The sequence below is a fragment of the Mesorhizobium sp. M7A.F.Ca.AU.001.01.1.1 genome, assembly GCF_004022735.1.
Taxonomy (GTDB): Bacteria; Pseudomonadota; Alphaproteobacteria; order Rhizobiales; family Rhizobiaceae; genus Mesorhizobium; species Mesorhizobium ciceri.
Map to the genome: position 1 here is coordinate 1 of NZ_RZPF01000125.1, position 11,384 is coordinate 11,384.

An 11,384-nucleotide genomic window follows, 5' to 3' on the forward strand; every position below is an offset into this window, starting at 1 on the left:
CTTCGCGAGCATTTTGTCGATGCGGCCATGTGGTCGCTCAGAGGTAAAAATCATGACTGATTTCGTGAGAACCTTCCGCCCCAATGGGGACGACGGAGAGCGGGTGCCTCTGGATCAGGTCGGGTTACTCGCAACGCCGCAGATCGAAGTGGTCAGCGCAACTGCCTATGCGCTCACGAAAGATCACCACGGCAAGATTCTCGATTTCACGGCCGCTTCGGCGGTCACTCTGACTGTCCCGGCTGGTCTGCCATCGGATTTCATCTGTGGCATCAGCCAAGGCGGCGCCGGCCAGGTAACGCTCACGGCATCGGGCGTAACGATCGGTGAGCCGGACGATCAGCTTTCAACTGCGGCGCAGTTTGTTTTGCTGACGCTCATGGCTTTCTCGGCGGACATATTCCGCCTCTATGGACGGACCGCCTGACATGCTGGCCGGTAGCGGACTGTCGCTGGCGCAGGTCGCGGCGAATATAGGCGCGGGCGGGGGTGGTGGAGCGACTGTGGGCGCTGTCCATTTCGACGGCAGCACCCAAAATCTGATTGCCGAATCATTGGCCGGTGTGGTGGACAGTTATGTTGGTTCGTTCAGCGTCTGGTTGAACCCTGATGATTGGCATCAGAATCGCGCGATCTTCATCCCCGACACTACCAACTTTAACACCGAGTGGTTTGGTGGATCGGGCAGCGGGCCACCTGATTTTCTGCCATCGGGCGTTGGCAATGAGATGGCGTCGTTCGTCGGTGGACTCTTCAGATTGAATGCCGATGGTGTGCCGGGATCGATTGTTAACGGCGCGTGGCAATGGGTTGCCGGCATGTTTGATGCGAATCATCTGGAGGGCGAGAAGATCATCAAGCTCTTCATCAATGGCATCGACAAGACTGGCTCTGTTCAGGACTTCGGCGATCAGTTCATGCCCGGTTTTGGTGGATTGAGTTTCGCGTTACCAGACATCCTGGAGAACGCGACCTTCTATTCGGGCGGAATGGCCGAGTTCTGGTGGGCACCTGGGCAGTTCGTTGACTTCAGTGATTCCGAGGTTCGCGCGAAGTTCATGAGCGCGGGGAAGCCTGTTGACTTAGGCGCGGACGGCTCGACTCCGACCGGGACAGCCCCGGCTGTTTTCCTGAGCGGAGATGCAGCGACATTCGGCACGAACAAGGGCACCGGTGGAGTACTCACGCCAACCGGCACGCTAACCAACGCCTCCACAAGCCCGAGCGACTGACGGTGACCATGAAATCCCTCCTGACCATCGCGAAGGCGAGGTTTTCATGATCCGTTACACGGCACCGCTCGAGAAACCTGTGTCCAAGAAGGGGCTTAAGCCGAAGCCGGTGACGCGCCCAAAGGGCAAGGAAGTCGATCGTGTCGTTCGCGACATGCAGCCGGCCGGCCGTGGCCCTGGCTACAAGACCAGGTGAACATCCATGCTCGACATTGAGATCGTCACGCCTCCGACGGATGAGGCAACCGACATCGTGTCCGTCGCGGAACTCAAGCGGCATCTCCGCATCTCGTCGACCATCGCGGCGCACGACACTTTGCTCGGAGAAATCCTCGAAGACGTTGTTGATAAGTTGCACGGCATTGGCGGTGAACTGAACAGGACGCTGCTCACCACGACCTACAAGCGCTACATGACGAAATTCCCAGGGAATGACGAGTGCGGCAAGCCGCTTCCGATCTTGCTCCCATATCCTCCGTTGATCAGCCTTGGCGCGATCATGATTGAGGACGGAAGCAGTCCGGACAACGTCGTCGACTCCGCGGACTATGTCGTCAAGAGCGGCATGCTTGTTCCTGAGGTCCATCCGGTCAGCGCCTGGCCGTCTGTCACTGCTGCGCCGCGCGCGGTGTCGGTCACCTATACGGCCGGCTACGCTGAGCACAACGGCAAGGTCAAGAGGATGGTCAAGTTCTTGGCCGGCCACTACTTCGAAAACACAGAAGCGACCATCCTTGAGCAGAACAAGACGCTGATCAGCCGAAACGTACTGTTCGCCATGGATGACCTGCGCGCTGCGCTAAAAATTAGCAACTCGTATGACAGCTTTAATGAGGACTAACGCATGCGCGGCTCAGTCCTTCGTAACCAGATCGAGATCCAGCGCAAGGTTCAGGTCGGCGTCGACAGTCTGAACGCGCCAAACATGGTCTGGCAGACCTGGCGATCGCCTCTTTGTGAAGTGGAAGTCCGCCGCGGCCGAGAACACTTCGACCCGGCGACCAAGCAGCGATACTCAGAAGAGGTTTGGCGCTTTCGGACAAGGTATGAGGAAGTCGTCGGCCTCGATACGACGATGAGGATCGTCCACAACGGGATGAATTTCGACATCAAGGCGCCGCTGCCGGATGGGCAGTTCCAGCGGGACTGCATCATCGAGTGCACGGTGCAGGATTCGGTCATTGGGCCGGCACCGCTGTCGATCGCGATCACTGAGGCCATCCCCGACGGGCAGGCAAACGTCGTATTCGCAGGCTTCAGTATCTCGTGTGCCGGCGGAAGTGGCACGAAGGTCTACTCTGTCTCTGCCGGATCACTGTCTACAGGTCTCAGCCTCTCGTCCTCGACAGGTCTGATTTCCGGAACACCAACAACGGCCGGCGACTATCCAGTCACCTTCAAGGTCACTGACTCGAGCGGAAACGCGAGTCTCCCGTCGATTACACTGACCATTGTCGCGTAGGTAACCATGCCCGTTGACATCCAGACATTCACCTCCGGGATCAAACCGGCCGACCAAGCAAGGATCTGGTGATGTCGATCCTCGGCATGCGGCAATGGTCGATGGATGGGTCTTATCAATTTGTGCTGGAACCGGTTGCCTTTGTCGCCGCATCAAGCACGGTCTATGTAACCGCGACAAGCCAGAACCAGACGATCCCGGCCAGTGTTGCGACAGGCGATCTCCTGATCGCAGCGGTGATGCATAGGGCGGCATTGACGCCTGCTGCCGGATGGACACTGGTTTCGACTGTCTCTTGCACCGAAAACGGCACCACGACACAGAGCACCAGCGTCTACAAGCGCGTCGCGCAAAGCGGGGACGCTGGTGCGTCGACAACGTGGACGCAGGCGACATCGCAGCGCATGTCTGTCCACATCATGGCGTTTCGTCGATCTGGGGGATGCGACGTTGTCGATAATGACACCGCGTTCCAGAGCAATCTTGTAGCGAATACAAATGTCGGGAACATGGCGGTATCGGTCGCCACCGCTGATCTTCAGATGGGCGTTGCGGTTGCGTCAGCAGTTTCCGCCAACAATGTTGCCGGCGACTCTATGGCTGCATCTGTCGGGACATTGACGACGCCCGCGACCGCGACCGGCAACCGTCTTGGCGTGGCTTACCGAAGCCGCAACTCCGGCGAAACGACTGCGGGCACATTTACGACCAATCTAGCCCCGACCACTACGGCGAACGGCTGGGCGGCCGTCAGCCTGGTCATCGGCTGAGGTTAAGGGCAAACGTTCAATGCGAACTGTCAAAAAAGGCGCCACCAGTCAGTCGATCTATTTCGACATCCTGGATTCGACGTCGACCACCGGCGGGCGCAAGACCGGGCTTGTCTTCAACACGGCGAGCCTCGTCGCCTACTACGTGCGCAACCAGAACACGGCGGTTTCGATCACGCTGGCTACGCTGGCCGCCGCCAACACCGCATGGTCGTCTGGCGGGTTCAAGGAAGTCGACGCTGCCAACATGCCAGGCATCTACCGGCTCGACGTGCCGGATGCGGCTTTCGCCACCGGGGCCGACAGTGTCGCCATTGTGCTCAAGGGCGCCACCGGCATGGTGCAGGCGAGTTGTGATGTGCAACTGGTCGCGATCGACCCGCAGGACAGCGTTCGCGCCGGCCTGACCGCACTACCGAATGCCGCGGCAGAAGCCGCTGGCGGTCTCTACACGCGCGGCACCGGCGCTGGGCAGATCAACCAGGATGGGAATGGTCGCGTCGATACCAATGTCGTCAACTGGAAAGGCGCAACCGCTCCCGCGATGACCGGGGACGCTTATGCGCGTATTGGTGCCCCGGCAGGCGCATCTGTCAGCGCGGACGTTGCTGCCGTCAAAGCCGTTCTGCCCGCCGCCCTTGTCTCGGGCCGCATAGACGCCAGCGTCGGCGCCATGGCTGCCGCCGTGCTGACCGCCACTGCGATAGCCGCCGATGCGATCACCGATGCCAAGGTGGCCAGCGATGTCACCATTGCCAGCGTTACCGGAGCAGTCGGTTCCGTCACTGGCGCTGTGGGCTCTGTCACCGGAAATGTGGGCGGCTCTGTCGCCAGTGTCGCATCTGGCGGCATCACGGCGGGCAGCTTCGCGGCTGATGCCATTACGGCGGCCAAGATTGCGGCCGATGTCACCACCGAACTCCAGGCTGGCCTTGCCACGGCGGCATCCATCGCTGCGCTGAACAACCTTTCGGCCGCACAGGTCAATGCGGAGGTCGATTCGGCATTGGCCGACTACGACGCCCCAACCAAGGCAGAACTGGACGCCGCTGTATCGCCGCTCGCAACCGCCGCAAACCTCGCGGTCGTTGCCGGCTACATCGACACCGAGATCGGCACCATCATCACCAACTTGGCGACGGTCGACACTGTTGTCGATGCCATCAAGGTGAGCACCGACAAGCTCGACGACACGGTCGAGGACGACGGCGGCACCTTCCGCTTCACCGCCAACGCACTGGAACAGGCACCAACAGGCGGCAGCGCGCCAACAGCCGGCGAGATCGCCGACGAGGTGCAGACCCGCACCATCGCTGCGGTGACGCTGGTCAACGGCCTTGCGGCGAACAGCGTGACGGCGGCGGCCCTCGCAGCGGATGCGGTGACGGAAATCCAATCTGGATTAGCAACAGCCTCAGCGCTCTCCACGGTCTCTGGCAAGGTCGATGCGATCGATGACTTCCTTGATACCGAGGTTGCGGCAATCCTGGCCGACACCAACGAACTGCAGACCGATTGGGCGAACGGCGGCCGGCTCGACCTCATTCTCGATGCTCGCGCTTCGCAGGCAAGCGTCGATGACCTTCCTACAAATGCCGAGTTGGCGACGGCACTTGGAACCGCTGATGATGCGGTCTTGACACAGGTCGCCCTAGTCAAGGCAAAGACCGACAATCTGCCGAGCGATCCTGCCGACCAATCATTGATCATTGCCGCAGCGACCGCAATTCAAAGCGACATCGCGGCGCTCAACAACGTGTCGGCTGCGCAAGTCAACGCAGAGGTTGACACCGCGCTCGCGGACTATGATGGCCCGACCCATGCCGAGATGACGGCGGAACTTGCATCTGCGGATGACGCAGTCTTGGCGGCGATCGCCGCACTCACCATTCCGACAGCCTCTGCCAATGCCGCTGCGCTCCTGGCGTCTTCGTTCGAGAATGCTGAAACAGTGCAGGACTTCCTGCGGCTGTCTCGCGCTGCCCTCTATGGCGTCGGCGTCAATCTCGACACCTCGTCGCCGAAGTACAAGAGCGCCGACGGCAGCAAGAACCGCATCGTTGTCACGAGCGCCGATTCAGACGGCAATCGGCCTACGGTGACTCTGGACGCCACGTAAGATGTTCGGTCGCCGCTTCTGGGGACTCCGCTTCTTCGGCGATCGATACTGGGGACGCGGCACGACAGTCATTGTAAGCCCGACCGATCCGGCAAGGATCGCGTACGTCGCGGCCGAGACTCGTGTTGCTGCGATTCCTGCCGAAGTTCGAACCGCTACAGTCGCCGCCGAAACCCGCGTCGCATTCGTTCCCGAGTAAGAGGACACTGCCATGGCGCTCACTTGGGATCCGAAAGATCCGGACGAGGTTCTGGACTATGTCCTTGACTGGACTGACCGGCTCGCGGGAGACACGATCACGTCGTCGACATGGACCATTCCGGTGGGCTCAGGCCTCACGCTTGGGACAAGGTCGCTCACGGACACAACAACCACGGTCTGGCTGTCGGCCGGCGTTGCGGATGTCGCCTATCAACTACTGAACCGCATCGTCACTGCTGGCGGCCGGACTCATGACCAAACTGTGAAATTGAAAGTGCGGCAGAAGTGAGCGCGCTCTCGATCGCCATCACCAAACTTAAGGCGACATCGGCGGTTACTACGAAGACGACCGCGGTGCGCATCTATCCCATTGACCTGCCACAAGGCGCGACAATGCCCTGCCTAGTGGTCAACATCGCCAGCGGCTACGACGAGCACATGCTAACGGGGGCAGGAAAGTATTTCCGGAACCGGGTCACCATCGAATGCATGGCCGCGACGCCGGAAGAGGTCATGTCACTGGGCGATGCGGTGATGACCGCCTTGCAGGACAATGTGAATGCCACGATTGGCGCATTCACTGGGGTCGCCACCCAATTCGCCGATCTCGATCGGACCGATTACTCGGATGATCGCGCGACCTACCGGCGCACATTGGACTTCTTCATCCGCTGGCGATCGTAAGAGGCTGTCATGGCCAAGGGTTTCAAACTGACTGGGGACACTCAACTCCGGAGCAGCATCCAGCAGCTTGGTCGCGTCTATGATGGCCGCGCGATGGACGTCGACCTTGAGGCGGCTTTGGAGCCGATGCGCAAGGAGACGGAGAAGAACGCCGTCTCGGTCCGCAACTATGCCGGCAAGCATTCGGCATTCTTCCCCCAGCCGACCGGCGCCCCCAAAGGGGGACATCTCGACCAGGGCGTCGTGTCCGTCAAGATCAAGGGGACCGCCAAGGTCAGGGTTTGGTGGGTCACATTTGCTAAGCGCGCGCGGTATATCGCGCATCTGGTTGAATTTGGCACAGCGCCGCACTTCCAGCCCCGCTTCAAAGGCGGCTTCAGTCACCCAGGCGCCCGCCCGCACCCATTCTTCCGCCCGGCATTCGACTCCCAAAAAGGCAATGTGCTGAAGGTTCTCGGCGAGCGCGCTTGGCTCCGAATTTCCACGGCGGCGTTCCGCACGCGGAAGAAGTAACTCACACAAAAGAGGCTGAAAATGCCGCGTGGCGTTTACATCCGACGGGCGGCCAAGAAGCCGGATCCGATCGAAGAAGACGCGCCATTGGCGGTCGAACAGATTGCCGAACAAGAGGCCGCCCCCAAGGCGGCCTCAGTCGTTTCGGCCACCCCATCCTGCTCCATGATCGAAAGAAAGTGGAGCGGATATCCGGTCTGGCAATGCCGGAAGTGCCGGATCAACACACTGGTTCCCGAGGACGCCGCGGCGGCTCGGAAAGCCTGCCGCAGGTAACCGCTGACCATAGGAGAAATTGTCATGGTAGCATCGACTGGTAAAGTCGGCCTTGGAACCGTTTTCAAGGTCGGCGACGGCGAGTCGCCGGAGGTTTTCACCCCCGTCGTCAACGTCACTGCAATCAATCTTTCCGGCCGTTCGGTCGAGGAAGTCGACTTCACCCACCTGGCCTCGACTGGCGGCTTCCGCGAGTTCCGGCCAGGCTTCAAGGATCCGGGTGAGATCAAGATCACCTGCCACTACAATCCCGCCGACGCCACACTGAACGGCACCGCCGGACTCGAGTCCAAGCTGAACGCGGGAACCACGTTCAACTGGGAAATCGACATGACCAACGCCGGCTTCGCCTACAAGCTGACTGGCTTCGGCTACGTCTCCGGCGGCGACTTCACCTTCACAGGCGAAGATCCGATCAACTTCGAAGTGACGATCCGCGTCTCGGGTCAGATCGACGAATCCGTCGCATAATTGGAGAACTGACTTTATGACGACCACACCGCGCATGCGCGCTGATCTACCCTTCCCTCAAGCGGGGGAAGGGGTCTACTTTCGGTTCACAAATACCGATTGTGACCATCTTCAAGGCAAGTTCGGCGATAACTGGTTCGCCGATGTTGTCCCGCGGCTGAACCGTTTCGACACCACCTACATCAGGGAATGTGTCGCCATCGGCGGGAAGAAAGACGGCAAGTCAATTCGCATCAAGTATGACGAACTGGACTGCCCGATGATCGAGCTCGTTCAAACCATTCTCGATGCGCTGTTCATCTCCATGCACGGTCGGAAGTTCGAAGACCACCTCGACTATCTCGAATCGGTCAAGAACCTAGAAGTCACGGATGACGACTCGGGAAACGCATAGAGCCCGGTGAGTTTCTCGGGGAACTGCAGAAGCACGCCTACCGGGCGGGTATGTTCCCCCACCAATTCTTCGACCTCACTCCATTTGAGGTGACGACTTGGATTGGCCCGGCGCACCAGGGCCAGATGGAAGTCGCGTGGCAACGCGAGGCGGTCAGCCGCATGAGAAAGATTCCGCAGAAGCCATCGGAACTCTGGAAAGAGCCGCAGAAGCTTCAGACGGCGGATCAGATGCATCGGAAGATGCGAGCCTACGTGGAACAGTTGAAGAAAAACAAGAAGAAAAAGTGAGCAGGCAATGGCAACACCAATCGGTTCGCTCTACGCCTCGCTCACCATGGATGTGGGGCAGTATGCCTCCGGCTGGGCGCTCGCGGACAAGATCACTGCCCGCGGCGCCAGCAACATCCGCAAGGAGGCGGGGCTTGCCCAGGCTTCCGTTGCGCGTTTTGCCAAGACTTCCGCATCTTCGGGCATCAAGCCCTATGGCCTGATCGCCGTCTCGCGCGCCTTCGAGCGCGTCAACGATCGCGTCGGCCTGCTTCGCGGCACCATGCTGGCCACGACCGCCGTCTTTGGTGGCTTGACCGCTGCGCTGTCGTCGAACCTGGTCCTGCGCTACGCGGACACCTACAACAATCTCACCAACCAGATTCGCGTTGTCTCTGACGACGCGGCTGATCTCGCCGGACAATTGGCGGCGGTTCAGGCGGCGGCCGACAACAGTCGCTCGTCGCTGCAGTCGACTGCTGTTCTTTATTCCCGTCTTGCCAAGGCAGCCCCGACCAAGTCGAACTCGGATGTTTTGGACTATGTCCAGACCATTCAGAAGGCGCTTGCGCTCGGCGGCGCCACGGCGCAGGAAGCGGCATCGGCCGCCATCCAGTTCTCGCAGGCTATTGCATCGAACCGGCTTGGCGGTGAAGAGCTCCGCGCTGTTCTCGAAACCCCACTCGGCTTGGCTTTGGCAAAGGGCCTCGACGTCACGATTGGCAAACTCCGCCAGATGAGCATCGCCGGCGAGTTGACGGCCGACAGGGTTCTCGGCGCATTGGAGAAGATCAAGGGCGGAATCGACCAGCAGTTCAGCAAGTCGATCCTCACGATCGATCAGTCGCTTATCAAGGCCGACAATCAACTGACCGCCTACATCGGTACGCTGGACAAGACCTATGGTCTGACCCGCATCGTCTCTGGCGGCATTCTCGGCTTTGCCAACAACATCGACAAGGTCGCCGGCAGCGCGGTGGCGCTCGGCCTGGCGCTGGGCTCGGCGTTCGCAGGCCGGCTCGCTGGCAGGGGTATCGGCAAGGCTGTCGACTCCACCTTTGGCGAGGTAAGCCGACGCGCTGCGGATGCACGCGACCAGGTGCAGAAGCTGACCAAAGCGCAACACGATCTTGCGCAGGAGCTCGACCGCGGCACGCGGGCGCTCGGCAGCCTGAAGGGCCGCGACAACATCGAATTTGCTTCGAAATCCGACGTCAAGATCCTGCAGCGCGAAGAGGCGAAGCTCAACAAAATTCGTGAGGATCGCCTTGCAACCACGACGCGGCTGCGCGATGCCGTGTCTGCCGCCAACGCCGTTGAGGTAAAATCGTCGAAGTCGACGATCGCTTCCGCCAACAAGATTGTCGAGACCCAGAGCAAGATCGAGGACAGCCTCGCCCGTCAGACCACTCTGACAAATGAATTGCAGAAGGCTGAGACGCGCCTGACTGCGGCCAAGGGGCAACAGACGCTCAACGTCGCGAACATCGGCGCGGTGAAAGAGGCGGAAAAAGACATCACGAAGATCCGTCAGGCGCAGATCGCCGAGACGACGAAGGCTGCGCAGCTTGAGGATGCCGTCGGCACACAGCGCATCGCGCTTGCTGCAAAAATCGGCGACGCGGAAGCAAAGGCGGCCGAGCAGAAAGCCAAATTCCAGGCGATCGCGCAGACAGCTTCAAAGCAGACCGCAAAACTCCTCACTGAGGAGTTTGACCAGACGCAGCGCCTCGGACGCGCGCGCGCGGCGATCGGCGAAGTCGGCGGCATCGGCAAAGCTGCCGAGGTCCGTGGCGCCGAAGCCGCGCTGGGCGGTCTGAGGCAGGGCCTTGAGGACACCTCACAGTCGCTCGCTTCGGCCGTCAGAGGCACCAGCGTACTCCGGCAGTCGTTCGGCCTCCTGAAGACCGGCGCCGCCAGCCTGGTGGGCTTCCTTGGCGGCCCATGGGGTGTTGCCTTCACCGGTGCCATTGCGCTCACGACATTGCTCGGCATTCGCTCGGCCGAGGCTGCACAGCAGGCCGAGAATACGAAGAAGGCGCTGAAGGATGTTTTGGGCGACATTGCGAATGCCGGAGGCGGTCAAGGCCAGATTGCCCAGGATAGCCTCCATACCGACGAACTGAAGGGTCAACTCGACGAGAAGAAAAACCAGATCGACCTGTTCACTGCGGGTTTGAAGACACAAGCTGGAACGATCGAGAACGTCCTCATCCGCATTTTCGACCCGACACTCAATCCTGCATTGGCCGGCAACAGCAAATTTGCCGATCTCTTCGGAAGCGCGACCGCCGGCATCAACAACCTCATTAAGCGCGTCGGCGTCGGTGAGGTCCAACTCTCGGGTATCAACAGGGAGTTGCGGGCTCTTCCGGAAGCCAAGTTCATCGACGACGATCAGATTTCCAAACTGACCGTTGCCGTCAGCGAGGCTGCCAAACTCCAGTTGGCCCTCAACAGGGTAAACAATCAGGCATCACAACTGAAGACGACTCTTTCCTCCGGCGTTGGAAGCATCAACGTCGAGGCCGAGATCAATCGCGCTGGCCAGCAATCTGCTGATGCACTCGAATTGTACGAAGCTTCGCTGAAGGCGTCTAGGAAGACTGCGCAGGGCCTTCTTTTCGATCTTCAGAACATCAACGATGAGACGTCGCTCGAGTCCGATATCCGCAAGGGTACGGCCGCGATCATGAAGGACAACAAGGATCTGCTCGAGGGCGAGGCGCGGGAGATCGCCATCGTCAATACGGTCCTCGATCTGATCAATAGCAAATCGGAAGCTTGGTGGCGGTCGAGCGAGGCGACCAAAGGCGAGGTCGCGCAGATTCTCGCGATGGCCAAGCAAATAGCCCCGGAGATGAAGTTCGACAAGCCGGACGCGACCACTTCCCAGTTGGCCGCCATCGACGACATGATCAACGGTCAGGTCCAGGCTAATAAGCATATCCTCGATCGCCGCGGTCTCATTGGCCACCAGCAAAGCCTGCTGG

14 protein-coding genes are annotated in these 11,384 nt (G+C 60.2%); all 14 read left to right on the forward strand.

All coding sequences use genetic code 11. The features are described 5' to 3' along the window. A partial coding sequence (locus EN884_RS10450; RefSeq protein WP_206617579.1) for a hypothetical protein occupies positions 1–427 on the forward strand: 427 nt, incomplete at its 5' end. A gap of 1 nt (position 428) precedes the next feature. Next, positions 429–1,232 (forward strand): hypothetical protein, encoded by an 804-nt coding sequence (locus EN884_RS10455; RefSeq protein ID WP_063168344.1) that lies wholly within the window; start codon positions 429–431, stop codon positions 1,230–1,232. A gap of 46 nt (positions 1,233–1,278) precedes the next feature. After that, positions 1,279–1,428, forward strand: a complete 150-nt coding sequence (locus tag EN884_RS38600; protein ID WP_158515787.1) for a hypothetical protein — start codon at positions 1,279–1,281, stop codon at positions 1,426–1,428. A gap of 6 nt (positions 1,429–1,434) precedes the next feature. Next, a complete protein-coding gene (locus tag EN884_RS10460) occupies positions 1,435–2,073 on the forward strand; it encodes a hypothetical protein (RefSeq protein ID WP_063168343.1) in 639 nt (212 codons plus the stop codon). A gap of 3 nt (positions 2,074–2,076) precedes the next feature. After that, a complete protein-coding gene (locus tag EN884_RS38955) occupies positions 2,077–2,694 on the forward strand; it encodes a head-tail adaptor protein (protein ID WP_063168342.1) in 618 nt (205 codons plus the stop codon). Positions 2,695–2,765: 71 nt separating this feature from the next. Continuing rightward, positions 2,766–3,464, forward strand: a complete 699-nt coding sequence (locus EN884_RS10470) for a hypothetical protein (protein ID WP_063168341.1) — start codon at positions 2,766–2,768, stop codon at positions 3,462–3,464. A 19-nt stretch (positions 3,465–3,483) separates the two neighbouring features. Continuing rightward, positions 3,484–5,583, forward strand: a complete 2,100-nt coding sequence (locus EN884_RS10475; RefSeq protein WP_063168340.1) for a hypothetical protein — start codon at positions 3,484–3,486, stop codon at positions 5,581–5,583. A gap of 211 nt (positions 5,584–5,794) precedes the next feature. Continuing rightward, complete coding sequence (locus EN884_RS10480; protein ID WP_063168338.1) at positions 5,795–6,073, forward strand: hypothetical protein; 279 nt, start codon at positions 5,795–5,797, stop codon at positions 6,071–6,073. Further along, positions 6,070–6,468 carry a DUF3168 domain-containing protein gene (locus EN884_RS10485; RefSeq protein ID WP_063168337.1) on the forward strand — a complete coding sequence of 133 codons (399 nt, stop codon included), beginning with the start codon at positions 6,070–6,072 and terminating at the stop codon, positions 6,466–6,468. The genes EN884_RS10480 and EN884_RS10485 overlap by 4 nt, the downstream gene beginning before the upstream one ends. Positions 6,469–6,477: 9 nt before the next feature. Continuing rightward, the gene (locus tag EN884_RS10490) at positions 6,478–6,981 is read left to right on the forward strand and encodes an HK97-gp10 family putative phage morphogenesis protein (protein WP_063168336.1); all 504 of its coding nucleotides are present in this window, start codon (positions 6,478–6,480) and stop codon (positions 6,979–6,981) included. A 300-nt stretch (positions 6,982–7,281) separates the two neighbouring features. Then, positions 7,282–7,728, forward strand: coding sequence for a phage tail tube protein (locus tag EN884_RS10495; protein ID WP_063168334.1), 447 nt, complete (start codon positions 7,282–7,284; stop codon positions 7,726–7,728). A 16-nt stretch (positions 7,729–7,744) separates the two neighbouring features. Next, the gene (locus EN884_RS10500; RefSeq protein WP_063168333.1) at positions 7,745–8,122 is read left to right on the forward strand and encodes a hypothetical protein; all 378 of its coding nucleotides are present in this window, start codon (positions 7,745–7,747) and stop codon (positions 8,120–8,122) included. A 50-nt stretch (positions 8,123–8,172) separates the two neighbouring features. Beyond that, entirely contained in the window at positions 8,173–8,412 is a 240-nt protein-coding gene (locus EN884_RS10505) for a hypothetical protein (RefSeq protein WP_063168332.1), read from the forward strand. Between the two features lie 262 nt (positions 8,413–8,674). After that, a partial coding sequence (locus tag EN884_RS10510; protein WP_164894965.1) for a tape measure protein occupies positions 8,675–11,384 on the forward strand: 2,710 nt, incomplete at its 3' end.

Bases quoted from the DNA above. Each gene is read 5' to 3' on its own strand.
- EN884_RS10455 (WP_063168344.1), top strand. From the start codon at position 429: ATGCTGGCCGGTAGCGGACTGTCGCTGGCGCAGGTCGCGGCGAATATA.
- EN884_RS10460 (WP_063168343.1), top strand. From the start codon at position 1,435: ATGCTCGACATTGAGATCGTCACGCCTCCGACGGATGAGGCAACCGAC.
- EN884_RS38955 (WP_063168342.1), top strand. From the start codon at position 2,077: ATGCGCGGCTCAGTCCTTCGTAACCAGATCGAGATCCAGCGCAAGGTT.
- EN884_RS10480 (WP_063168338.1), top strand. From the start codon at position 5,795: ATGGCGCTCACTTGGGATCCGAAAGATCCGGACGAGGTTCTGGACTAT.
- EN884_RS10470 (WP_063168341.1), top strand. From the start codon at position 2,766: ATGTCGATCCTCGGCATGCGGCAATGGTCGATGGATGGGTCTTATCAA.
- EN884_RS10490 (WP_063168336.1), top strand. From the start codon at position 6,478: ATGGCCAAGGGTTTCAAACTGACTGGGGACACTCAACTCCGGAGCAGC.
- EN884_RS10475 (WP_063168340.1), top strand. From the start codon at position 3,484: ATGCGAACTGTCAAAAAAGGCGCCACCAGTCAGTCGATCTATTTCGAC.
- EN884_RS38600 (WP_158515787.1), top strand. From the start codon at position 1,279: ATGATCCGTTACACGGCACCGCTCGAGAAACCTGTGTCCAAGAAGGGG.
- EN884_RS10495 (WP_063168334.1), top strand. From the start codon at position 7,282: ATGGTAGCATCGACTGGTAAAGTCGGCCTTGGAACCGTTTTCAAGGTC.
- EN884_RS10505 (WP_063168332.1), top strand. From the start codon at position 8,173: ATGTTCCCCCACCAATTCTTCGACCTCACTCCATTTGAGGTGACGACT.
- EN884_RS10500 (WP_063168333.1), top strand. From the start codon at position 7,745: ATGACGACCACACCGCGCATGCGCGCTGATCTACCCTTCCCTCAAGCG.